Source organism: Paraburkholderia aspalathi (assembly GCF_905220735.1).
GTDB lineage: Bacteria > Pseudomonadota > Gammaproteobacteria > Burkholderiales > Burkholderiaceae > Paraburkholderia > Paraburkholderia aspalathi.
This window is the reverse complement of record NZ_CAJNBA010000015.1, coordinates 26,056-48,984: the sequence shown is the minus strand read 5'-3', so window position 1 is coordinate 48,984 and position 22,929 is coordinate 26,056. Positions and strand designations below refer to the sequence as shown.

Genomic DNA, 22,929 nt, shown 5'->3' with positions numbered 1-22,929 from the left:
ACCTAAGACGACGCGCCGCGTCGTGATTGACTGCGCTCCCGCATGCTTGTCATGCGGGAGCGTGGCGCTTTCCTGAATCAGAACTTATCCCACCCTTCATCTACGGTTGCAGTAGCAAGCGCAGCAACCGGCGCAGCGGCCGTAGCCCGCACAACGCGCTTAGGAGCAGCAGCAACCGCAACCTCGCGTCGCTGCGCCTCCCGTCGAGCAGGAACCGGAGCTACCGCTACCGCAGCCGCCGAATCCTTCACCTGAAAAAACGCCACGGCGTCAGTCAGTTGTTCCCCCTGGTCTTCCATCGACCGCGAAGCCGCAGCCGCCTCTTCCACCAAAGCCGCATTCTGCTGCGTGACGTTGTCCATCTGCGTAATCGCAAGATTGACCTGCTCGATGCCACGGCTTTGTTCGGTCGATGCCGCCGCGATTTCCGACATGATGTCGGTGACTCGTGCGACTGCCTGAGTCACCTCGGTCATCGTCTTGCCCGCCTCGCCGGCAAGCGCGGACCCGTCACGGATCTTGTCCACGGAAGTGGCGATCAGATCCTTGATCTCCTTGGCCGCACTCGATGAACGTTGAGCCAGGCTTCTGACTTCGCTTGCCACCACCGCGAAACCCCGCCCCTGTTCGCCCGCACGCGCGGCTTCGACGGCCGCGTTCAACGCGAGGATGTTCGTCTGGAACGCAATGCCTTCGATGATGCCCGTGATGTCCGCGATCTTCGTCGAGCTGTCGCTGATGTCGTGCATGGTGTTCACCACCTGACCGACGACCTCGCTCCCCTTCTGCGCCACCGACGATGCGTTCGCAGCCAGCATGCTGCCCTGCTGCGCGTTGTCGGCGTTCTGCTTAACCGTGGAGGTGAGTTCTTCCATGCTGGAAGCCGTTTCCTGCAACGAAGCAGCCTGCTGCTCGGTACGTTGGCTCAGGTCCATATTGCCCGCCGCGATCTGGCGTGCCGCGCCGGCGATGCTGGTGCTGCTGTCGCGCACCCGTCCGACGGTCACCGTCAGCCGTTCATTCATCTCACGCAGGGCGGTCAGCAGTTTGCTGGTTTCGTCGCGACCCTCGACCGTGATGCGCGTGCGCAGATCGCCTGCCGACACCGTGCGCGCGACGTCGATCGCAAAACGCAGCGGTCCGGTCACGGCACGCGTGATCACCACGCATGCGCCGACGGCGAGCCCCAGCGCGATAAGGCAGATCGCGATCAGCAGATTGCGCTGGCTTTCGTAATGCGCCGTGTACTCGTTGACCAGTTGTTCCTGGCGTGAGCGCGTGTAGTCAGCGTACGCGTTGGTCGCACGAATCAGCGCGGCGAGCAGCGGCCGGCAATGCTCGTCCATCTCGGCGATCGCTTCATCTCTCTTGTTAGTGAGCGCGAGATTGACGATGTTGAGGGCAACCGGGCCATAAGCCGACTCGACCCGGTTGATCTCGGCGACGAGACTGCGTGCTTTCTCCGACGTGTCGGTCGCGCTGGCGATCATGTCGTTGAGCTTTTTCAGGTCGGTTTGCACGTCTTCGTGCGCACGCGTTACGTCAGCTTTCTCTACTTCGAGGTCCTGGGGTTTGCTCACGAGCACAAGGTTGCGCGCCGCGATTGCTCTACGATCCACGGCGGTTCGAACCTGCACCGCCATATCGGCGCGTGCGTTGATGCCGTGTACGAAGTTGGAAAACCCATCGGTCGAATCGCTCAGCGCCTTCAGGGAAAGGCCGGAAACCGCGACGACAACGACAGACAGCATGCCGAAACCGGCGATGAGTTTGGTTTTGATGGTGAGGTTTTTGAGGGTCACGATTTTTTATTCTCCAATAACGAAACGTTGAAGCGTTCGCAGTGGACTCTCAGGTCCGGGCATGGGAGCGTCTATCTGGCAGCCGATCATCGTGGCCGCCCCGCGCGGTTTACCCTTCGTGCCTTTCGCAGGACGCGTCCGAAGGTGCGTCGAACGTCAGGCGATAAATGGGTATCCCATTTACTGGTTATCGGATCGAATTCTTACGGACTTAAGAAATCCCGGGTATTCCTCTACAAAGCTTGCGCACGATGCGCGAAGAACGCATCGTTTTCGATTGATTTGAATATATTTAGGTGCGCGGTGAAAGCATGAAACTTACATATTCATTTCATTTTCCGACGTGCGTCCGGGCAAATAACCTACTGGCGAACATCAGGCAACAAAAAATGGCTTGAACTAGCGGCCACAGATGGATATGATTGAGCAATCACTCATTAATTGTTTGTAGTCGAAACGACCTGCATGGCCCGTCCGAAAAGCGAAGACAAACGCAACGCCATCCTTGCTGCCGCAACGGAGGTCATTGCCGAGCAGGGTTTGAGCGCACCCACCGCGCGCATCGCAAAACTCGCGGGCGTGGCTGAAGGAACGTTGTTCACGTATTTCGACAATAAGGACGAGCTGCTGAACCAGCTCTACCTGGACATCAAGGCGGAGCTGCGCGAAGTGATGATGACGACCTATCCGAAGCAAGCCAGCGTGCGCGAGCGCATCCAGCACGTGTGGAACAGGTTTGTCGACTGGGGCGTGGCGCAGCCGCAAAAACGCCGGGCCGTGGCGCAACTGTCCGTGTCGGAGCGTCTGTCCGACTGCACGCGTGCAACTGGCATGGAGTCTTTCGCAGACATCAACACAATCATTCAGGCAAGCGTGGCGAGCGGCGCCTTGCGTGATCATCCGCCGGCTTTCCTGTCGGCAATCATGGCGGCATTGGCCGAAACCACCATGGATTTCATCGCTCGCGAACCGGGTAACGCCGACCGTTATCGCAAGGCCGGCTTTGAGGCGTTCTGGCACGCGATTGCCCAGAACTAATTTTTTTACCTTATTAATGAGCGCGCACACGCTCAATTAATCGAAAGGAGCACATTATGTCGAAGGTCTGGTTGGTTACGGGAAGCGCCCGCGGGCTTGGGCGCGATATCGTCGAAACGGCGTTGCGTGCCGGTGAGCGGGTGGTGGCTACGGCGCGCGATCCGCGGCAGTTGGCGGATCTGGTGACACGCTACGGCGAGCAGGTTCGCGCGGTCGCGCTAGATGTCACGGATCCGGCGGCGGCACGCGCGGCCGTGCAGGCCGCAGTCGATGCTTTCGGCCGGCTCGATGTGGTCGTCAACAACGCGGGCTTCGGTCATCTGGCGCCGTTCGAGCAAACTACCGAAGACGATTTCCGTGCGCAGATCGACACCAACTTCTATGGTGTGGTTAACGTCACGCGTGCGGCGCTTCCGGTACTTCGGAAACAGCGATCTGGCCACGTGATCCAGATTTCGTCGGTGGGCGGCCGTGTCGGGATCGCCGGCTTGAGCGCGTATCAGGCTGCAAAGTGGGCGGTAGGCGGCTTCACTGAGGTGATCAGCCAGGAACTCGCGCCGTTTGGCGTCCACGTCACTGCGCTCGAGCCGGGCGGTATGAAAACGGAGTGGGGCACGGGCGCGATGGGTGAGGCGCCGGAATTGCTGCCGGACTATGTGCCGTCGGTTGGCGCCGTCGCGGATATGCTGTCCCAGTACGTCGGCAAGGAAGCCGGCGATCCCGCCAAGGTTGCGCAAGTGGTGCTGAAGCTCGCGTATCACGATTCGTTGCCGCCGCATCTTCTGCTCGGTAGTGACGCATTGCATTTCGCCGGCGAAGGCGACAAGGCGCGCGCTGCAGCGGCCGAAGCGTGGCGAGCGGTCAGCGCGGCCACCGATTTCTCCGCGCCGACGCCACTGCCGGAATTTCCGGGCGCACCGGCGAAAGCCTGAGCACGCATGCGGCCGCCGGGCGGCACCCAGATCGCCCGCCACACTCAGGACAAAGCGGTCGCCGCCCGCTTGTAGGACATATCTGAAGGTTCGAACAATGCGCGCTGGCCGGGCGCAATCATGGAGCACGCATCATGAAGGTTCTGATTTTCGGCGCGACCGGCATGGTCGGGCAGGGCGTATTGCGAGAATGCCTGCGGGCGCCTGACGTCGAGGTAGTCCAGACAGTTGGCCGCACGCGCACCGGTCAGCTCGATCCGCGTCTGAACGAGCTGATTCAGCCGGACCTGATGGACTACCGGGCGGTGGAAGACTCGCTGACGGGTTTCGACGCGTGCTTTTTCTGTCTGGGCGTCTCGTCGGCAGGTCTGCAGGAGGCCGAGTATGTGCGCCTTACCTACGACCTGACGCTGGCCGCCGCGCAGACGCTGGCCCGTCTCAATCCGCAAATGACTTTCGTCTACGTGTCAGGCGCGGGCACCGACAGCACTGAACACGGCCGCACTATGTGGGCGCGGGTCAAGGGCCGGACGGAGAATGCGCTGCTACGGCTGCCGTTCAAGGCCGTCTATCTGTTCCGACCCGGTGTGATCGAGCCGCTGAACGGAGCCGTTTCGAAAACGCGCTCGTACCGGTTGTTTTACACGGTGGCGAGGCCGCTTCTGTCGACGCTGCGCGCGCTCTTTCCCAATCACATTCTGAGCACCGAAGACATTGGCCAGGCGATGCTGGAAGTTGCGCGTCATGGCGCCGCCAAAGCGGTGCTCGAGGTCGCGGACATCAGGGCGCTCAGCCGCGCCGCAGCCGAGCCGGCGCTCGATCTGCACGCGGGCTGAGCGCCCGGACGGGGTGACGTCCGCGCGCCGCGCCGCGGCCCGAGACGTCCCCTAGTCGAAAAAATTCGTTTAATCCGCCAAAAACCTGTCTTTTCCCTGATTCGACGCGCCTCGGCGTCTGGTAGGCTACCGTTTCACGAGACGCGCCTTCCTGACGCGCCAACTTCTCCACGCGCGTAGGTCAGCGCATGCTCGAATGAAACGTTCATGGTGACGCGCCGACCGAACATCGTGATTGCCATCAGTATCGTGCTGGCCAGCGCGATCCTTGCGATCGCGGTGTGGGTATTGGCACAGATGCGCGACGATGCGCTGCGGCGCGCCCAGGATTCGGTCTTCAACGTCTCGCTGCTGGTCGAGCGCGACGTGTCACGCAATCTCGAGATCTACGATCTGTCGCTGCGGGCGGTAATCGACGGGCTGAAACAACCCGGCGTGCTGGAACTGCCGCCGAAGATCCGCCAGATGGTGCTGTTCGACGGCTCCGCCAGCGCGAAAGACATGGGTTCGATTTTCGTACTCGACACAGCCGGCAACATCATCTTCGATTCGCAATCCTCGCCTCCGCGTCCCGTCAATCTCGCCGAGCGCGACTATTTCAAGGTTCAGCGCGATTCCCCCGATGTCGGCCTGTACGTTAGCCAGCCGTTCATGCCCAAGCTGACCGGCAAGGACGTGAGCATTGCGTTGAGCCGCCGGATCTCGCGGCCGGACGGCAGCTTCGGCGGCGTGGTGGTCGGCACGATGCGCCTTACTTACTTCAGGCATCTCTTCGCCGGCATGAATCTCGGTTCGGGCGGCTCGATGGCGCTGATGCTGAACGACGGCACGATGCTGATGCGGCGCCCCTACGATCCGAAAATCATCGGCCGGAGTCTGACTGGCACCTCGAACTATTCGCGCTTCCTCCAGCAGCCGAGCGGGGACTTCTTCGGCACGGCGGCGATCGACGGGGTCGAGCGCTGGTATGCATTCCGCCACATCGATATGTACCCGTTGATTCTCGACGTGGCGCTCTCTACGCGCGATATCTACGTGGAGTGGCGGCATCGCGCGTGGCTCATCGGCTCGCTGATTGCGGCGCTCGACGTGGTGATCATTGCGCTTGCGCTCCTGTTCTCGCAGCAACTGCGGCAGCGTCGCGCGGCCGAAGAAGAGTTGCGCGTGCTCGCGCGTACCGACGGCTTGACTGGCCTGAACAATCGCCGCACGTTCGAAGAACATGCGGAAGAGGAATGGCGCCGTGCGCAGCGTAACGGCTGGCCGTTGTCGATGCTGCTGATCGATGTCGATACGTTCAAGGGCTTCAACGATCTCTACGGCCACTCGGCCGGCGACGATGCGCTCATTGCCGTCGCGCGTTGCATTGGGCAGAGCGTACGGCGCCCGGGCGATACCGCTGCGCGCTACGGTGGCGAGGAATTCGCCGTGCTTCTGCCGGATACCGACGAAGCCGGGGCGGCGACCATCGCCGAGAAAATTCGCGCAGCGGTTCAGGCGCTCGAGCTTCGCCATGTCGCGAGCTCGCACCATGTGCTGACCGTCAGCATTGGCATTGCGTGCACCAGCCGCCAGGTATTCGCTACGAGCCGCGCACTCGCCATTGCGGCGGACGAGGCGCTCTACGAGGCCAAGGACGCCGGCCGCAACCAGGTGCTTTGCTACCCGGTGGCGGCACGGGCGGATCGACGGAGTGCCGTGGCGTCGCCGGCGCAGTGAGGCAGGACAATTTCACAGGTGTGCCGGCCCGCGAATCGCGCTGAGTTCGGTTGGCACCGGACACAGCGGCGAGTGCACCGGCCAACTAAACGTATAGACAAAAAAAAGCCGCTCACGCCGGGGAGCGTGAGCGGTAAGTCGGAGAGTTACATCAACATCACGTGCGCTCATGGGGGGTGAACGCAACAAACAAAGTCTAAAAGCCCAGCCCATTCCCAAATATCAGACAAATCCCAATCATTGCCTCGACGTGCAAAGCACGTTGACGTAGCGATCCGGCCCCTGTGTGCCAGGCATTCCTTACATCATCCTGTCCCGGTTATGCCCACCATTTATCGCATCAAGTCTCTGCTACGCACGCCGTAAAAGAGGTGGCGGCGTCGCCAAGTATCTGAAAAATGGCGAAACGGTTTGCCATGCCGCAGCGACGCGAGCGTCCCCTCAGGACTTATGAAGGATGGTGAGATGAAGTGGTTCGACCGCATGACCGTATTCAGGAAGCTGCTGTTGGCGTTTGCCGTTGTAATCGGGTTCTGCGTCGTGATCGGCGGGACTTCGCTGAAGACGTTGTCGTCGATGCACGCCATTACCGACGCCATCTGCGACCAGCACATGAACGGCCTCTACTGGATGGAAGAGGCGAACCGCCACAAGATCGATTCCGATCTTGCCGCCGCGAATCTCGGCTACGCCGCTGACGACGCCGGCCGTCAAAAGTTGAAGGACAGCATCGTCGCCTCGCTCAAGGAGATGCACGGCGCCTACGATCAGTATCGCGCGACCATCGCGACAGCCAAGGGTCAGGAGATGTTCGACGAGGTGCTGCGCAAGTCGGCGGTGTGGGAGGGCATCGTGCATCAGCAGATCGGTCTCGAACCGATTCCGGCCGGCGTCGACAACAACGAACTCGTGCGCCGCGCGATTGCGTCGAGCGAGGCGCTGCGCGATCGCATCACGGCGTTGATCGACTATCGCCGTCAGCAAGCCAACGAAGCCCAGCAGGAGGCGAGCGCCAACTATCAGCACATGCGCATCGCGATGCTCGCGCTGGTGTTAGGCGCGATCGCGGCGGGCACGTTGCTCGCGACGGTGATCGCACGGCGCCTCGCGCGTCAGCTCGGCGGCGAACCCGCTTACGCCATGCACATCGCCAACCGTATCGCCGATGGCGATCTGAGCGTGCGCGTCGATACCCGTGCGGGCGATACCCAAAGCATGCTGTTCGCGCTACGCAACATGCGTGAGCGGTTGGCCGGCATTGTCTCGGGCATCAGCGAGTCGAGCGAATCGATCCTGATGGCTTCCGGCGAGATCGCGCAGGGCAACACCGATCTGTCGCAACGCACCGAAGAGCAGGCGGCCGCGCTGCAGGAGACCGCATCGAGCATGCAGGAATTGACGTCGACCGTGAAGATGAATGCCGAGAACGCGCAGCAGGCGGGTGGTGTTGCGCACGGTGCGTCGGAAGTGGCGGCGCGCGGTAGCCACCTCGTCGGCGATGTGGTTGAAACGATGCGCGAGTTGGCGGCTGGCTCGAAGCGCATGACCGACATCATCGCGGTGATCGAAGGGATCGCGTTCCAGACTAACATTCTCGCGCTGAACGCAGCCGTGGAAGCGGCGCGAGCTGGCGAGCAAGGCCGTGGCTTTGCGGTGGTGGCGGGCGAAGTGCGCTCGCTCGCGCAGCGCAGCGCGGTGTCCGCCAAGGAGATCAAGGAGCTGATCGAAAGTTCGACGGCGCGTGTGGGCAGTGGCGCCGAACTGGCCGAGCGGGCCGGTCAGACGATGGCGGAAGTCACACATGCGGTGAAACGCGTGACCGACATCATGGGTGAGATTTCGTCGGCGTCGCAGGAGCAAAGCACCGGCATCGAAGAGGTAAACCGCGCGGTCGCACAGATGGACGACGTGACCCAACAGAACGCGGCGCTGGTCGAGCAGGCGGCGGCCGCGGCGGCGTCGATGGCGGACCAGGCGAGGCAACTGCAAGCGGCGGTCACGGTGTTCTCGTTGGACGCGCGGCACGCGTAGCACTCTTCACACGCGTTTTACCGCCCTTGCCAGGCCTGGTGGCTCTCCGTACACTCGCGCGTAATTCCCAGATGGCGCAGTTCCGCTGCGTCGTCCACTAAAACGCCGACAGAGGAGAACCCCCGCCATGGCAGATTCCTATTTCCCACGCTGGCGCGCCCAGCCCAACGCTGCCGAGGGCCGCATTGTCGGCACCGACGAGCGTCTCGCGTGGCCGCAGATGTTTGCAATGGGTATCCAGCACGTGGTCGCGATGTTCGGCTCGACCGTGCTTGCGCCGTTGTTGATGGGCTTCGATCCGAACCTGTGCATCTTCATGTCCGGGATTGGCACGCTGTTGTTCTTCGTGCTCGTGGGCGGGCGCGTGCCGAGCTATCTCGGTTCGAGCTTCGCGTTCATCGGTCTGGTGATCGCGGTGACGGGGTATGGCGGCCACGGTCCGAACATGAACATTCCGGTGGCGTTGGGCGGGATCATCGCGTGCGGGGTGGTGTACGCGATCATTGGCCTGATCGTGTCGGCGGTCGGCACACGATGGATTGAAACGCTGATGCCGCCGGTGGTGACAGGCGCGATCGTCTGCGTGATCGGCTTGAATCTCGCGCCGATCGCAGTGCATGGCGTGAGCGGCAGCAACTTCGACTCGTGGATGGCGCTGGTGACGGTGCTATGCGTCGGCGCGGTCGCGGTGTTTGCGCGCGGCATGCTGCAGCGTTTGCTGATTCTGGTCGGCTTGCTGATGGCATACGTGATTTACGCGATCGTAACGAATGGTCTCGGCATGGGTAAGCCGATCGACTTTGCGATTGTGGCGAACGCTGCGTGGTTCGGTATGCCGCAGTTCACGGCGCCGGTTTTCAACATGCAGGCGATGACCCTGCTTGCGCCGATCGCGGTGATTCTTGTTGCTGAGAATCTTGGGCACATCAAGGCGGTGAGCGCGATGACCGGTCAGAACCTCGACCGTTATGTCGGCCGTGCATTTATCGGCGACGGACTCGCAACGATTCTGTCTGGCTTCGCTGGCGGCACCGGGGTGACGACGTACGCAGAGAACATCGGCGTGATGGCCGTGACCAAAATCTATTCGACGCTGGTGTTTGTGATTGCCGCGGTGATTGCGCTGGTTTTGGGCTTTTCGCCAAAGTTCGGCGCGGTGATTCAGACCATTCCGGGGCCGGTGCTGGGCGGCGTATCGATCGTTGTGTTCGGTCTGATCGCGGTGACTGGCGCGCGCATCTGGGTCGTGAATAAAGTCGATTTCTCCGACAACCGGAATCTGATCGTGGCGGCGGTGACGCTTGTCCTGGGCGCCGGTGATTTTTCGTTGAAGCTCGGTGGTTTTGGACTCGGCGGGATCGGTACCGCGACCTTTGGCGCGATCATTTTGTACGCGCTTTTGAGAAGGAAGCCGGCGCAGGGGCCGGTGGCCTGATTGGCCTGGGCGACGGTCTTTTTCTTTTGCGATTGAGAGTTCAAGCGATCAAGAAAAAGGCCATCGCCACGTTGTAACGCTGACCGCTACCTCTATCGCTTCCGCACGGTCAGCGCCGTCTCCGACAGATCCACCTCGCGCATGAGCTTGTTCAAAGTCTCGTCATTGATTGCCTGACTATTGCGCAGCGCAAGCAGCACCTTCCGCTCGGCTCGCATCGCCGCCAACTTCATCCGGAATTCAAGCGCATCGGCACGGCGCGCCATTTCACGTGGCTCCTGTTCGTCTTCCAGTGTGGCGAGCCGTCGTCGATAAATGTCCATGACTCGCGCGGTGACATCCGCCGCGTATGCCGAGGCCGACTCATCCAGATCCGCGCAATCTCTATCGTGCACCTCGTCTACCGCGCGAATCGCGGCTTGTGCCGCCATCGTGCGCGCCATCGCCTCCTCCGCGGCATGCGGATCCTTACCCCGCCGCCAGCCGCTCAACAACAGCGGCAACGCCACGACTGCCACCAGCAGCGATAGCAGAATCACGCCCGAGGCAATGAAGATCGCCAGGTCTCGCCCCGGCAACGGCGTACCGTTCGGCAACATCTCGGGCAACGACAACACGCCCGCCAGCGTCACCGCGCCACGCACGCCGGCCACCGTCGTCACCGTGACCGTGCGCAACCCCGGCACGGCACTCGCCATGCCGTGCTTCGCAGCGCCACGGCTCGCGAACCAGCGCAGCAACCACACCCACACGAAGCGCATTGCGTAGAGCGCCGCCGCCACCGCAGCGATGTAGCCGATCAAGCGCCACACCTCCACATCGCTGGTCTCGTGCGCGTCGAGCAGCGCGCGGCCGAGAATGTGCGGAAACTGCAGCCCCAACAGAATGAACACCATGCCGTTGAAGACGAATTCGATCATCGTCCACGTGCTGTTCCCACGCACGCGCGACGACACGGGGCCGGCGTTCGCAATGTTCGCGTAGTTCATCATCATCCCGGCCGAGACCGCGGCCAGAATGCCCGAGAACTCGAAGCGCTCGGCGATCAGATACGCGGCGAACGGAATCAGCAGCGTCATTACTACGCCGGGCGCCGGATCACCTTCTTCGTTAAGACTCAGAAAATGCGCGGACACAAAGCTGAACAGCCAGCTCACCGCTGCGCCCGTCGCGAGACCGCCCACCGCGATGATCACGAAGCTGATCGACGCGTCGCGCAGCGAAAATACTCCCGTCAGCGCCGCGGCAATCGCGAACTTCAACGCGACAAGGCCCGACGCGTCATTCATCAACGCCTCACCTTCGAGGATATGCATCAACCGCCCAGGAATCTTGCCCTTGCCGGCGATACCGCTCAGCGCTACCGCATCGGTTGGCGACAGCACCGCGGCAAGCGCGAACGCGACCGGCAGCGAGATCGACGGCACCAGCGCATGGATGAAGTAGCCGACCGCCAGCACCGTCATGAAAACCAGCCCGAGCGCGAGCATCAGGATGGAGCGGCGCGCCATGAACAATTCGCGCTTAGGGATTCGCCATCCATCCGCGAACAGCAGCGGCGGAATGAACAGCATCATGAAAATTTCCGGATCGAAGGTGACGTGCAGCCCTAGCTTCGGCCATGCGAGCAATGCGCCAATCGCGATCTGGACCAGCGGCAGCGGCAACGCGACCCGCATCATCCGGGTCACGATGCCGGATGCGGCGACGGCGAGCAAAAGAATCAGTACGGTAAAGACAATATCCATCGGTCTATTTCTGGAGATATAGCGGTGCGTCCTCTGCGATCGTCGACGATGCGGCCGCATATCGATCACGAGGCGCGCGTGAGGCACAAGGCAGAAGTTTAGCCCGCTGCAGCGTCACGTCATTGTTAACCCCGCAAGGTCCCGCGAGAGCGGTCGGCAAGCGTCCAGGTAAGGCAATGCACCTTAACGGTGCGTTCTGCGCCCACGCGCGGCGCATCGGCTCGTTCATCGGTGCAATCTTTCATGCAAATTTCATTCGAATGTGCGCCAGCGTGCGCATGGAGCTTGCTTAAGGAATATCGATGACGCACATTTTGAGAAACGGTGCCGAGGTTGTTCGCTTCCGCGTTCGGACCGGCCCGGCTCTCGCGTGAGAGGATTGCATGACGATTGCGCAACAGGAAAGGACGGCCAGCGCGCCGCACGGCTTCGACGTCGAGGTGACGTCGGGGCTCGAACGTTTTTCGGTGCAGCATGGCGAGCTGACGTTGACTAGCGTGTTTCAACCCATTTTCAGCCTGTCGCATATGCGGGCAGTGGGCTACGAGGGGCTGCTGCGCGCGCACGATGCGCTCGACCGGCCCGTGTCGCCGCTCGACGTCTTCGGCGAGGCGGCGCGTCTGGGCGACGTGCTGCAAGTCGACCGGCTCGCCCAGACCCTGCATCTGGAGAACTTCAAGGTACTCGGCGCAGAGCGCGAATGGCTGTTTCTGAATGTCCATCCCGGTGCGCTCACCGATCCGTATCTCGCCGCTGCCTTGCTGGCCAATCTCAAGCGGCTCGATCTTTCGCCACGGCGAATCGTGCTCGAGGTGCTCGAACAACGCGCGGAAGATCTCGAACGTCTTGCCGACGCGGTGCGTCAGTTCCGCGAGCGTGGTTTCCTGATTGCACTCGACGACTTCGGCGCGGGCCATTCCAACGTCGAACGGATCTGGCAATTGAATCCCGACATCGTGAAGCTCGACCGCATCATGCTGTCGCACGCAGCGCATCGCGCTGACATGGCGACGATTCTGCCGGGGCTGGTGGCGCTGCTGCACGAAGCGGGCAAGCTCGTGCTGATCGAAGGCGTCGAGACGGAGCATGAAGCGCAGATGGCGCTCGCTTGCGATGCGGACTTCGTGCAGGGGTTTTTCTTCGGCCGGCCGAATCCAGGGGCAGCCGACGCGGCGCACGCCGCGACTTGCATCAGCGAAGTCACCGACCGTTATCGCGACCAGGCCGAAGCGCGCGAGCGCCGCAATGCGAGCCGTCTCACACCGTATCTGCGGGCGTTCGAGCGCGCCGCGGAACGGCTCGCCGCCGGCGAACCGCTCGAGGAAGTGTGCTGGAATTTCCTCGCGCTCGACCATGCCGCGCGCTGTTTCCTGCTCGATGCGAAGGGCAAGCAGGCGGGCCGCAACGTCGTGTTGCGCGCCGATCGCGCGGCGCATGAGACGCGCTTTTTGCCGCTTGCCGACGCGCAAGGGGCGAATTGGCTGCGTCGTCCGTATTTCCGTGCGGCGATCAATGCGCCGGAGCGCGTGCATGTGACGCGTCCGTATCTGTCGATCAACGAGGCGTTGCCGTGCGTGACGCTGTCGGTGGCGACGCGCGTCGGTGATCAGACGTGCGTGCTGTGCGGCGATATCGATTGGGTCGAGGAATAGCGATTCGGATGCTTCGATTGGCAGGGCGCGCGGCGGTTCTGAGATCATGTCGTTTTTAACGACCTACGGCCGCGCTCATGTCAGTCCTACTCGAAGTCATCGCCACGACCGTTGCCGACGCCCGGCTTGCCGCGCAGGCCGGTGCGAACCGTCTCGAACTCGTCACCGCGATGGGCGAGGGCGGTTTGACGCCGAGCCTTGGCTTGATCGAAGCAGTGGTTGCCGCGAGCGCCGTGCCCGTCAACGTGATCGTGCGACCGCATAGCCGCTCGTTCGTGTACGACGCCGATGACTACGCCGTGATGCTGCGCGACGTGCGCGCAGTCAAGGCGGCCGGCGCGAACGGCGTGGTGATCGGCATGCTGACGGCGGATGGCGAGATCGACCGCGAAGGCCTCACACGTGCGATCGATGCGGCGGATGGTTTGGCGATCACCTTCCATCGTGCGTTCGACGAGACGCGTGATCTGCAGAAAGCGCTCGACGTGCTGCTCGGTTTCGATGCCGTGACGAATGTGCTGACCTCGGGCGGAAAACCTTCTGTGCTGCAGGCGGAGTTGATCGTGCGTGAGCTGGTACGGCAAGCGTCGGGCTCACATTGCACGGTGCTGGCGGGCGCGGGTTTGACCATCGATGCAGTAGCTGGCTTCGTGAGTGCGACGCAAGTTCAAGCGGTTCACTTCGGTTCGGGTGTGCGCGTTGGCGGCAATGGTCTTGCTCCCGTCGATGCGGCGAAAGTCGCGCAGGTGAGAGCGCTGCTGGACGTAACGCGTAGCTGAACGCTGCTAAACCACCAGGCAAAAAAATGCCGCTTCGAGGTTCAACCCGAAGCGGCATTTTTCATCCACAAAGCGAAAGAATTACTTCGCGACGACCACCGGAATCCCGCGCAACTGCCCGGCGCCCTTCATCTCTTCCAGCGACTTCTTCACCGACACGCTCGTCGCTGCTTCAATCTGCAAGCGTGCCGCGAGATCGCGTTCGCCGCGCTTCACGCCCGCCAGATTCGCGAGCTTCACGTGACCATAACCGCGTACACGTGCATGCAGATCGGCGAGCTTCGCGACGTCTTCCAGATTGTTCGCGTTGAGCTTCGCGAACGCGCGTTGCAAGGTGGTTTCATAGTCGCTGGCGAGTTCGCGCTCCATCTTGCGTTCGAGCGTGCGGCCGAACGGATCGAGCTTCGTGCCACGCAAGCCGCTGAATTTCGCTATCACACCCAAAACCGGCCACATCCACTGACCGAAAGTCTTCTTGGTCGGATTCACGCCCGGTTGAGGACGTGTGAGCGTCGGTGGCGCGAGGTTGAACTTGATGCCGAAGTCCTTGCCCGCGACACCTTCGAATTGCGCTTCCAGTGCTTCGCGGAAGGCCGCATCCGTATGCAGGCGCGCTACTTCGTATTCGTCTTTCACAGCGAGCAGACGATAGAACGTCGTCGCCACTGCACGCGTGATGCTCTCGCTCTTTGCATCGACCGCGGTTTCGGCACGGCGCGCCGCATCGACCAGCGCGCGATAGCGCTTCACATAACTCGCGCCACCGTACGTCTGGAGACGGCCCTCGCGATGCGCGATCAGTTCGTCGAGCGTATCGACGCGCACCGCCTGCTTCGCCAGATGCCGCGCTTGCCACAACGATTCGAGCGCAGCGGGGTCTTCCGCAGCAACGCGTCCGATCGAAAACGCCAGTTGATTCATCTGCACCGCGACGTTGTTCAGTTCGATCGCGCGCATCATCGCGGCGAACGACACCGGCACGAGGCCAAGTTGCCAGGCATAACCGAGCATCAGAATGTTCGCGCCGATGGTGTCGCCGAGAAAACGCGTGGCGAGCGCCTGGGCGTCGCACGTCGCCATGCGATCGTCGCCTGCCGCATGGCGCATCTTGTCGATCAACGCGTCGGCATGCAGCGTCGCATCAGGGTTCTGCACGAAGGTCGCGTTCGGGATTGCATGCGTATTGACGACGATACGCGTACGGCCGTGACGCACCGTTTGCAAGGCATCGGCGCTCGCGCCCACCACCATATCGCAGGCGAGCAGCACGTCGGCCTGTTGCGTGTCGATGCGAACCTGATTGAGCCACTCGTCGCGCGCGGCGAAGCGCACGAACGACAACACCGAGCCGCCCTTTTGCGCGAAGCCCATGAAGTCGAGCACCGACGCGCTCTTGCCTTCCAGATGCGCGGCCATGCTGATCAAGGCGCCGACCGTCACGACGCCAGTGCCGCCAACACCCGTCACCAGAATGTCGTAAGGCGCGGCATCGAGATGCGTCGCGGGAATCGGCAAGGCGTCGACACGTGCGGCGAGCGCGGCCGGATCGAACGCGGCGCCCGCGGCTTTCTTCAATTTGCCGCCTTCCACTGTGACGAAGCTCGGGCAGAAACCATTCACGCAGGAATAGTCTTTATTGCACGACGATTGATCGATACGGCGCTTGCGTCCCAACGCAGTCTCAAGCGGCTCGACCGACAAACAATTCGATTGCACGCCGCAATCGCCGCAGCCTTCGCAAACTTCTTCGTTGATGAAGAGACGCTTGTCCGGATCGGGAAATTCGCCTTTTTTCCGGCGACGCCGTTTTTCAGCCGCACAGGTCTGGTCATAGATCAGCACGGTCACGCCGTCGATATCGCGCAACGCGCGCTGCACCGTGTCCATTTCGCTGCGATGGTGGAACGTCGTGCCTTTCGGGAAGAGGTCGTGATGGCCGTCGTATTTCTCCGGCTCATCGCTGACCACGACGAAACGCGACACGCCTTCGGCTTCCACCTGACGTGCGATCTGCGGCACCGAGATGCTGCCGTCGACCGGCTGGCCGCCCGTCATCGCGACGGCATCGTTATAGAGGATCTTGTAGGTGATGGTGGTGTTCGCGGCCACCGCCTGGCGGATCGCGAGAATGCCGGAGTGAAAGTAGGTGCCGTCGCCGAGATTCTGGAAAACGTGGCGCGTTTTCGTGAACATCGAATGCGAGGCCCAATCGACGCCTTCGCCGCCCATCTGAATCAGGCCGGTGGTGTCGCGCTCCATCCACGACGCCATGAAGTGGCAGCCGATCCCCGCATGCGCGATCGAACCTTCAGGCACTTTGGTCGACGTGTTGTGCGGGCAGCCCGAGCAGAAATACGGCGTACGTTTCACGCTATCCGCCGCATTCGAGAGGATTTGCGGCGCCACCAGATCGACCACGCGCTCGCGACGATCGAGCGCCGGCTTGTGCTTCGCGAGCCAGTTCGCGAACACCGGCAGAATGCGCGACGGCCGCAATTCACCCAGCGACGAGAGCAGCAGCGTGCCGTCTTCGGCATTCTTGCCGACCACGATCGGCCGCGTGCCTTGCGTGCGGTTGTACAGATAATCCTTGATCTGCTGCTCGATGACCGGGCCTTTCTCCTCGATCACCAGCACTTCGGACAAACCGGACACGAACGCGTCGATGCGCGTCATTTCCAGCGGGAACGACAAGCCGACCTTGTAGATCCGTACGCCGGCCGCTTCCAGATCGGCGACCGTCAGATGGAGCCGGCGCAGCGTTTCCATCAAGTCCAGATGCGCTTTGCCGCACGTGACGATGCCGACATTCGCATGCGGACTCGGCGCGATCCATTTGTCGATGCTGTTGGTGCGTGCGAAATGACGAACGGCGTCGAGCTTCGCGTGCATCCGTGCTTCGATCGTCAGACTCGGCAGATCGGGCCAGCGATTGTGCAGGCCACCAGCCGGTTCCTGAAAGTCCTGTGGGGTGGCCCATTCAGTCTGCAGCGCATCGAGGTCCACCGTCGAACCGGATTCGACCGTTTCCGAAATCGCCTTATAGCCGACCCACGCCCCCGAGAAACGCGACAGCGCCCAGCCGTACAGGCCGAACTCGAGCATGTCGGCAATGTTCGACGGATTCACCACCGGCATATGCCAGGCCATCAACGCGAAGTCGCTCTGATGCGGCATCGACGACGACACGCAGCCGTGGTCATCGCCCGCCACCACCAGCACGCCGCCGTGCGGCGACGAGCCGTACGCGTTGCCATGCTTCAGCGCATCGCCCGCGCGATCCACGCCAGGGCCCTTGCCGTACCACATCGCGAACACGCCTTCGACGGTGCGCTCCGGGTCCGATTCCACCCGCTGCGTACCGAGCACCGCGGTGCCACCCAGTTCTTCGTTGATTGCCGGCAAAAAACGAATATCACTCGCCGTGAGCAGTTTCTTCGCTTTCCACAACTGCTGGTCGACCATGCCGAGCGGCGAGCCGCGATAGCCGCTGATGAAGCCGGCCGTGTTCAGGCCCTGCGCGCGGTCTGCGGCGCGCTGCATCAGCGCAAGGCGCACCAGCGCCTGCGTGCCGGTCAGGAAGATCCGGCCGCGCGTGGCGGTGAGGTTATCGGACAGCTTGTAGTCGGCGAGAGCGGGCGTGCCGTCGATGGGCAGGCGAGCGGTCATGGGTGAGTCTCCTAATTTTGCGTCCGCGCGCCGTGGGGTGGGGGCCACAAAAGGCGGCGCGGCGAAAGAGACTCTATTTTTTAGCGCCAATTGGAGTGAATTTTTTCTACTTGGCGACGCGTTCAGCGAAACAGCGCGACGGCTCGCGCGTTTTAATGAAGTTTTGAGATGGATCTGCCACGCGACGGACGGATTCGGGTATGCCCTGGTGCGTTTCAGTCCTGTTTTTACGGCGCGGGCGCCTTCGCCACAGACGCGGCAACAGGCGTCGAATCGAGCGGTACGACCTCGTCGAAATGCGAGTAGTCGATGTGGCTCACGCCGTTCTCCTCACGCATGACGTCGACGAAGCGGTGTTGCCAGAGAATCTGCTCGCAGGGCCACATGTGACGCGCCTGCATGGTCTGCGAGGTCGATTCGTCGACGCCTTCAAGCGTAAGCAGCAGCGACGCGTCGCGCCCTTTGAGCGTTTCGGCGTTCTCGCCGAACAGCGGACTGTTTTCGTCGATGACGTGCATCAGGACCCAGCCCAGCTTGAACACGGGATGCTGGTCGCGTACCAGCGTCAGATCGTAGAGCTTGCGCAGCGTAAAACCTTCGACGGTGGTGTCCAGACGCATGATGCGCAGCCTCGCACGCGCTTCGGCGATCACATTCTGGCGCGCGTTGGCCGCGCGCACCATCAGCGTCATACGGCCGTCGAGCGGCCGCACGACCGCGTAGCGGGCAAACATGATCTTTGCGTGAGGTCGGGAGAAGCGCGCGAAAATCAGCCCCGTCGCCAAGGCGATGCTGGACATGCCGACAAAGATTTCAAACGTCGCGACCCAGTGCGCGTAGACGGTTTGCGGATGCATGTCGCCATAGCCGACCGTCGCGAGTGTTTCGACGCTAAAGAAAAATGCGCCGCCGAAGCCCGACGGAAACTGATTGGCGATCGGCGCGTTGCCGAGCATGTAGAGCGCGGCAAAAAAGATATTGAGCAGCAGGAACAGGACGCCGAGCGAGATAAAAAACATCGGCCAGCGGACGACGAGCGCACGGTGATAGAGATCCTGCCAGAGCGGCGTCGGCATGCCGTGGGCAATGACCACGCGATCATCCAGGCGCATCTCGCGGCTACCGCGCGGGCGATGTTTTCGCGCTTGTGCCTCGGCTTCCGTTTCGGTGTCGCCGATGGCGGAAAAGCGGTCTGACGGTTCGGTAGCCATCGCGTGCTCGTGAGGATGAAAACGCGCAAAGCGTAGCACGCCGCCTCGCGTGCTAAAGGTGATTTTCGGCGTGCCGCGCAGGCGGTGAAGGCGGCGTCCGGACCGGGCGTTTAGCGCGATTCGGGTTGCGCCCAGCGTGTGCCGCTGCTAAGCGCGCTTCGCGCGTGCGCGCCGCCTGATGCGCCTGTTTTGCGGTTACGGAAAGGCTCGTGGCTTCGGAATGCCGGCGCCGTGTTCGATGTCGTCGACCGCTTGTTGGTGCGCTGCGGCGACGGCTTCGGTTTCGTCCGCGTAGCCGTTGTCGCCGCCGACGGTAGTCCACGACTTCACCGCTTTCTCACGATGCCGGATCTCGTATTCCGCGTCCCAGCGTGCACCGTTGAGTTCGATAGGGCGGACGTGAATCGAATACACGCCGTAGAGGAAGAGCTGTTCAGCCATGATCGCCTCCAGCCGGTTGATTCAGGAGTGGCGCAGCGTGATGGGCGCGGCGCCGGGTTGCCTAGAGTTCGATTTCCCCGAGGATGCGGTGGGCGAGCGCCTTGGCTTCCTCGAGCGCCTCCTCGGGCGTGGACGAAGTGGCTTCGACTTCGTAGACCGTGGTTTCCTGGTCGGTGCTTGCGTCGCCGTCGTCGCGGGAAAGGGTGACCGTGCCCTGCCACGTGTCGCTTTGTACTTCTCTTATCGACGCGGTGGCCGTGTAGATGCCTTTGGTGTAGGTGATGTCATCCATGGCGACGCTCCTTGTTCCAAAGGGTTGGATTTTTTCATCCTAGCACGATGACCGGGCTTCGGTTTTTCGCCTGCGCGGCGCCCGATGTTGGCAACCGGTGTCGACAACAATACGCGCCGCACAAGGCAAAAAAACTACAGGAGCGCCACCACCTCATCCAAAGAAGGTGCATGCGCGCCGGCATGGCGGCACGCCGCGGCGCCGGCGGCCAGAGAAAAGGCCAGGTGCTCCGGCCACGCTCGCTGCGGCGCCGTCATCAAGCTGAACAGCAAACCGCCAATCGACGCATCCCCAGCTCCAACCGTATCGACTACTTCCACCCGTGGCGGCCGAGCCTCCACCACCATGGCGCCGTCGATCAACATGGACGTCTCCGGCCCACGCGTGACCAGCACGGTGGCGGCCGGATTCATCGCACGCAGCTGTGCAAGCGCGCCGGCCTCGTCGTCTGTCTTGAACAGCATGCGCAAATCTTCGTCCGACACCTTGATCAGATCGGCCAGCGCGGCCATCTTCCGCAACGTGGGCTCGTAGTCGTGCTCCATCAGATTCCGGTAATTCGGATCGAAACTGATCTTCACTCCCCGCGAGCGCAACTCGGCGGCCAACGCGGCCAGCGTGTCGCCAAGCGGCTGACGCACCAGGCTGATGCAGCCAAAATGCGCCCACTTCACCTGGCCGATCCAGCCAGCCGGCAAGCGTGCCGGATCGAACGCCAGATCGGCGCCGTTCTCACCCATGAAAAAGTACGCAGGCGGATGCGTTTGATGAACGATTGCCAGCAGCGGCGGACGCTCCACGCGCTGCATGAAGCGCATGTCGAGTCCTGCGGCGATGCTCGCGTTCCACAACTCATCGGAAAAATTGTCGACGCCCAGTGAGCCGGCGCACGCAGTCGGCAAGCCGAGTCGCGCCACGCAGCGTGCGACGTTCCAGCCGGCGCCGCCAGGACGCGAGAGCCATTGCGAGGCGCCGGTCCGCACGAGATCGGTGAGGATGTCGCCGGCCGAGACGAAGAAGGGGAATTCGGTGTTCGCGTTCAAGTTGCTCATTTTGCTTACTCCGCGGATTCGGACGCAGCGGCCGCGCCGTCAGGCAGTGCGTGCGCCAGCACTTCGTAGCACGCGCCCATCGTGTGATAGTCGGTCTTGCCGGCGGGACTCTTTTCGTCGCTGTATTTACGGTTGTCGCACGTGAGAATGCGGTACCACGCGCCGTACTTGTGATCGACGAAATGCGCCCAGCTGTAGCGCCAGATCTCGTCGTACCAGTCCCAGAAGCGTTCGTTGCCAGTGCGCTTGGCAAGCAGCGCCGCGGTGGCGAACGTCTCTGCCTGAACCCAGAAATACTTGTCGTGGTCGCACACGGTGCCATCGGGGCCGAAGCCGTAGTAGAGGCCGCCGTGGTCTTCGTCCCACGCATGCGTCATCGCAGCGTCGAATAGTTCGATCGCGCGCGGCAGCAGCCACGGCAACGGGCGATAGCGTTCCAGAATCAGCAGCAGCTTGGCCCACTCGGTCTGGTGTCCCGGCTGGAAACCCCACGGACGGAAGATGTTCGAACTGTCTTCCTCGTTGTAATGCCAGTCGACCGACCAGTCCGCGTGAAAGTGCTCCCACACGAGACCTTGCGACAGCTTCGCCTGGCGCAGCGTGATGTTCGACGCCACCCGTTCCGCGCGATCGAGATAGACCAGGTGTCCGGTTGCCTCGTGGGCGGTCAGCAGTGCCTCGGTGGTGTGCATGTTCGCGTTCTGACCGCGGTACGAACTGACACGCCAGTCGGGCGTCGCTTCGTCGGCGTAGAGGCCGGCGGCGGCGTCCCAGAAGCGATGTTCCATCAACTCGAAGGTCGCGCCGATCATCGGCTTCGCTTCCTCGATGCCGGCCATCGCCGCATGCGAATACGCGAGCAGCACGAACGCGAGGCCGTAGCAGTGACGCGTCGCGTCGAGCGTGCGTTTGCGGCCGTCGTGCCATTCGAGCTCCCAGTCGTAGCCCTGGTGCTCAGCGTCCCAATGCGCGTCGCGCAGGAAGCGCAAACCGTGGCGCGCGTACTCGAGATGCTGCGGGTCGCCGAACTGGCGATACGCCATCGCGTAGTTGAAAACGTAGCGGCACGTGCTCACCAGATGCCGCGTGGTCTTGTCGTAGACCGAGCCGTCGTCGCGGAAGAAATGGAAGAAGCCGCCGCTCGGATCGAGCACGTTCGGCGCGTAAAACTTCAGCGTGTCCTGCACATGAGAGAGCAGGAAGTCGCGGCTGCGAAAGCTGTCGACGGGCGGCGCCGCGGCGGCGCCGTTAGCGGGGTGAAGCGGATCGGATTGCGTCATGGCGTTTTTACCAAAGTACTGGCACGGGCAATGAGATGGACGGGCAAGCGGACTTCGAGTTCAGCGGGTGTGTCTTCAAGCAGCAACTCGACGCCGCGCCGGCCGAGCGCTTCCTTGTCGACCGAAATGGTCGACAGCGGCGGCGTGGCATGAGCGGCGGCGGGAATGTCGTCGAAGCCGATGATCGCGATGTCCTCGGGCACGCGGACGCCGCGTGCGAGGCACGCGCGCAGCGCGGCGAGCGCGGCGGCGTCGTTGTAGGCGAATACGGCGTCGGGTCGCGGGCCGGGCGCGTCGAGCAACTGGTGCATCGCGCGCGCGGCGCCGCTGTCGGGATCGAGACCGGCGTCGATCGTGAGTTCCAGCGAGGGGTCGAACAGCAGGCCTGCTTCGAAAAACGCGCGCCGGTAACCGAGCGCGCGCTGGGCGATGCTGAAGTGCGCAAGCGAGCCGCCGATGAAGGCGACGCGCTTGCGCTGCTGTTCGAACAGATGCCGCATGGCGAGCGTGGCGCCCGCGGCGTTGTCGAGATTCACCGAGCGCAGGCCCGGTGCCCACAGGTCGATCAGTACGAGCGGGCGCTGCATCGCCACCAGCGTGGTCAGCGTCTCGGGCTCCACGAAACCGGCGATCGCTACCGCGTCCGGCGCATGCAGGCGCATCTGCTGGATTACGTCTTCGGTCGGACCGGCGGTCAGCACGGAAGGCACGATGCCGCGTTCGCGGCACGCGTCTTCCACGCCGTGCAGCACGTGCGAAAAGAACGGGCTGACAGCGAAGTTGTTGTGCTGACGGTGCAACAGAAAGGTGAGGCGGCGGATGCGCGGACGCAATTGGGCTGCGTCATAGCCGAGTTGCCGCGCCGCTTCGACCACGCGTTCGCGGGTGGCCTCGGAAAGGCCGGGCTGGTTCTTCAACGCGCGTGAGACGGTGCCGATCGACACGCTGGCCGCGCGGGCGACGTCGCGGATGGTTGTGGCCATCGAATGAAGCGGCCGCAAGTGGGGCGGCC

At 62.6% G+C, this 22,929-nt stretch carries 17 protein-coding genes; 8 read left to right on the top strand and 9 right to left on the bottom strand.

Annotated features, from left to right (window positions below):
• Positions 1-77 precede the first annotated feature (77 nt).
• Positions 78-1,751, bottom strand: coding sequence for a methyl-accepting chemotaxis protein (locus KHO30_RS37565; RefSeq protein WP_244864237.1), 1,674 nt, complete (start codon positions 1,749-1,751; stop codon positions 78-80).
• Positions 1,752-2,267: 516 nt separating this feature from the next.
• On the opposite strand from KHO30_RS37565, the gene KHO30_RS37560 reads away from it, so the two are divergent.
• The 6 genes from KHO30_RS37560 to KHO30_RS37535 all read left to right on the top strand — a co-directional run bounded on the left by KHO30_RS37560 (position 2,268) and on the right by KHO30_RS37535 (position 9,793).
• On the top strand, positions 2,268-2,840 hold the full coding sequence (locus tag KHO30_RS37560) for a TetR/AcrR family transcriptional regulator (protein WP_211703943.1): 573 nt from the start codon (positions 2,268-2,270) through the stop codon (positions 2,838-2,840).
• A gap of 56 nt (positions 2,841-2,896) precedes the next feature.
• Positions 2,897-3,772 (top strand): SDR family NAD(P)-dependent oxidoreductase, encoded by an 876-nt coding sequence (locus KHO30_RS37555; RefSeq protein WP_200651900.1) that lies wholly within the window; start codon positions 2,897-2,899, stop codon positions 3,770-3,772.
• A gap of 134 nt (positions 3,773-3,906) precedes the next feature.
• On the top strand, positions 3,907-4,608 hold the full coding sequence (locus KHO30_RS37550; RefSeq protein ID WP_200651899.1) for an NAD(P)H-binding protein: 702 nt from the start codon (positions 3,907-3,909) through the stop codon (positions 4,606-4,608).
• A 207-nt stretch (positions 4,609-4,815) separates the two neighbouring features.
• Complete coding sequence (locus KHO30_RS37545; RefSeq protein ID WP_093644809.1) at positions 4,816-6,327, top strand: sensor domain-containing diguanylate cyclase; 1,512 nt, start codon at positions 4,816-4,818, stop codon at positions 6,325-6,327.
• A gap of 465 nt (positions 6,328-6,792) precedes the next feature.
• Entirely contained in the window at positions 6,793-8,358 is a 1,566-nt protein-coding gene (locus tag KHO30_RS37540) for a methyl-accepting chemotaxis protein (protein ID WP_211703942.1), read from the top strand.
• Positions 8,359-8,485: 127 nt separating this feature from the next.
• Positions 8,486-9,793 (top strand): solute carrier family 23 protein, encoded by a 1,308-nt coding sequence (locus KHO30_RS37535; protein ID WP_054037841.1) that lies wholly within the window; start codon positions 8,486-8,488, stop codon positions 9,791-9,793.
• Between the two features lie 92 nt (positions 9,794-9,885).
• On the opposite strand, the gene KHO30_RS37530 is transcribed toward KHO30_RS37535, so the two are convergent.
• Entirely contained in the window at positions 9,886-11,541 is a 1,656-nt protein-coding gene (locus KHO30_RS37530; RefSeq protein WP_200651896.1) for a Na+/H+ antiporter, read from the bottom strand.
• Positions 11,542-11,924: 383 nt separating this feature from the next.
• Between KHO30_RS37530 and KHO30_RS37525 the strand changes: the two genes are divergently transcribed.
• Complete coding sequence (locus KHO30_RS37525) at positions 11,925-13,193, top strand: sensor domain-containing phosphodiesterase (RefSeq protein ID WP_093644803.1); 1,269 nt, start codon at positions 11,925-11,927, stop codon at positions 13,191-13,193.
• Between the two features lie 77 nt (positions 13,194-13,270).
• The gene (locus KHO30_RS37520) at positions 13,271-13,972 is read left to right on the top strand and encodes a copper homeostasis protein CutC (RefSeq protein WP_211703941.1); all 702 of its coding nucleotides are present in this window, start codon (positions 13,271-13,273) and stop codon (positions 13,970-13,972) included.
• Positions 13,973-14,053: 81 nt separating this feature from the next.
• Here KHO30_RS37520 and KHO30_RS37515 read toward each other — a convergent pair whose 3' ends face one another.
• The 7 genes from KHO30_RS37515 to KHO30_RS37485 all read right to left on the bottom strand — a co-directional run bounded on the left by KHO30_RS37515 (position 14,054) and on the right by KHO30_RS37485 (position 22,900).
• Positions 14,054-17,641, bottom strand: coding sequence for an indolepyruvate ferredoxin oxidoreductase family protein (locus KHO30_RS37515; RefSeq protein ID WP_211703940.1), 3,588 nt, complete (start codon positions 17,639-17,641; stop codon positions 14,054-14,056).
• 227 nt (positions 17,642-17,868) lie between these two features.
• Complete coding sequence (locus tag KHO30_RS37510) at positions 17,869-18,852, bottom strand: ion channel (protein ID WP_211703939.1); 984 nt, start codon at positions 18,850-18,852, stop codon at positions 17,869-17,871.
• Positions 18,853-19,047: 195 nt separating this feature from the next.
• Complete coding sequence (locus KHO30_RS37505; protein WP_054037832.1) at positions 19,048-19,293, bottom strand: hypothetical protein; 246 nt, start codon at positions 19,291-19,293, stop codon at positions 19,048-19,050.
• A 61-nt stretch (positions 19,294-19,354) separates the two neighbouring features.
• Positions 19,355-19,585, bottom strand: a complete 231-nt coding sequence (locus tag KHO30_RS37500) for a hypothetical protein (RefSeq protein WP_093644793.1) — start codon at positions 19,583-19,585, stop codon at positions 19,355-19,357.
• Between the two features lie 134 nt (positions 19,586-19,719).
• A complete protein-coding gene (locus KHO30_RS37495) occupies positions 19,720-20,637 on the bottom strand; it encodes a carbohydrate kinase family protein (RefSeq protein ID WP_093644791.1) in 918 nt (305 codons plus the stop codon).
• Positions 20,638-20,642: 5 nt separating this feature from the next.
• Complete coding sequence (locus KHO30_RS37490) at positions 20,643-21,917, bottom strand: AGE family epimerase/isomerase (protein WP_054037828.1); 1,275 nt, start codon at positions 21,915-21,917, stop codon at positions 20,643-20,645.
• Positions 21,914-22,900, bottom strand: a complete 987-nt coding sequence (locus KHO30_RS37485; protein ID WP_054037826.1) for a LacI family DNA-binding transcriptional regulator — start codon at positions 22,898-22,900, stop codon at positions 21,914-21,916. The genes KHO30_RS37490 and KHO30_RS37485 overlap by 4 nt, the downstream gene beginning before the upstream one ends.
• Between the last annotated feature and the right edge of the window lie 29 nt (positions 22,901-22,929).

What these genes read in the sequence shown, in the direction of transcription:
- KHO30_RS37545 (WP_093644809.1), top strand. Translation starts at nt 4,816, where the DNA reads ATGGTGACGCGCCGACCGAACATCGTGATTGCCATCAGTATCGTGCTG.
- KHO30_RS37490 (WP_054037828.1), bottom strand. Translation starts at nt 21,917, where the DNA reads ATGACGCAATCCGATCCGCTTCACCCCGCTAACGGCGCCGCCGCGGCG.
- KHO30_RS37565 (WP_244864237.1), bottom strand. Translation starts at nt 1,751, where the DNA reads ATGCTGTCTGTCGTTGTCGTCGCGGTTTCCGGCCTTTCCCTGAAGGCG.
- KHO30_RS37485 (WP_054037826.1), bottom strand. Translation starts at nt 22,900, where the DNA reads ATGGCCACAACCATCCGCGACGTCGCCCGCGCGGCCAGCGTGTCGATC.
- KHO30_RS37510 (WP_211703939.1), bottom strand. Translation starts at nt 18,852, where the DNA reads ATGGCTACCGAACCGTCAGACCGCTTTTCCGCCATCGGCGACACCGAA.
- KHO30_RS37550 (WP_200651899.1), top strand. Translation starts at nt 3,907, where the DNA reads ATGAAGGTTCTGATTTTCGGCGCGACCGGCATGGTCGGGCAGGGCGTA.
- KHO30_RS37555 (WP_200651900.1), top strand. Translation starts at nt 2,897, where the DNA reads ATGTCGAAGGTCTGGTTGGTTACGGGAAGCGCCCGCGGGCTTGGGCGC.
- KHO30_RS37495 (WP_093644791.1), bottom strand. Translation starts at nt 20,637, where the DNA reads ATGAGCAACTTGAACGCGAACACCGAATTCCCCTTCTTCGTCTCGGCC.
- KHO30_RS37540 (WP_211703942.1), top strand. Translation starts at nt 6,793, where the DNA reads ATGAAGTGGTTCGACCGCATGACCGTATTCAGGAAGCTGCTGTTGGCG.
- KHO30_RS37515 (WP_211703940.1), bottom strand. Translation starts at nt 17,641, where the DNA reads ATGACCGCTCGCCTGCCCATCGACGGCACGCCCGCTCTCGCCGACTAC.
- KHO30_RS37500 (WP_093644793.1), bottom strand. Translation starts at nt 19,585, where the DNA reads ATGGATGACATCACCTACACCAAAGGCATCTACACGGCCACCGCGTCG.
- KHO30_RS37535 (WP_054037841.1), top strand. Translation starts at nt 8,486, where the DNA reads ATGGCAGATTCCTATTTCCCACGCTGGCGCGCCCAGCCCAACGCTGCC.
- KHO30_RS37505 (WP_054037832.1), bottom strand. Translation starts at nt 19,293, where the DNA reads ATGGCTGAACAGCTCTTCCTCTACGGCGTGTATTCGATTCACGTCCGC.
- KHO30_RS37525 (WP_093644803.1), top strand. Translation starts at nt 11,925, where the DNA reads ATGACGATTGCGCAACAGGAAAGGACGGCCAGCGCGCCGCACGGCTTC.
- KHO30_RS37530 (WP_200651896.1), bottom strand. Translation starts at nt 11,541, where the DNA reads ATGGATATTGTCTTTACCGTACTGATTCTTTTGCTCGCCGTCGCCGCA.
- KHO30_RS37560 (WP_211703943.1), top strand. Translation starts at nt 2,268, where the DNA reads ATGGCCCGTCCGAAAAGCGAAGACAAACGCAACGCCATCCTTGCTGCC.
- KHO30_RS37520 (WP_211703941.1), top strand. Translation starts at nt 13,271, where the DNA reads ATGTCAGTCCTACTCGAAGTCATCGCCACGACCGTTGCCGACGCCCGG.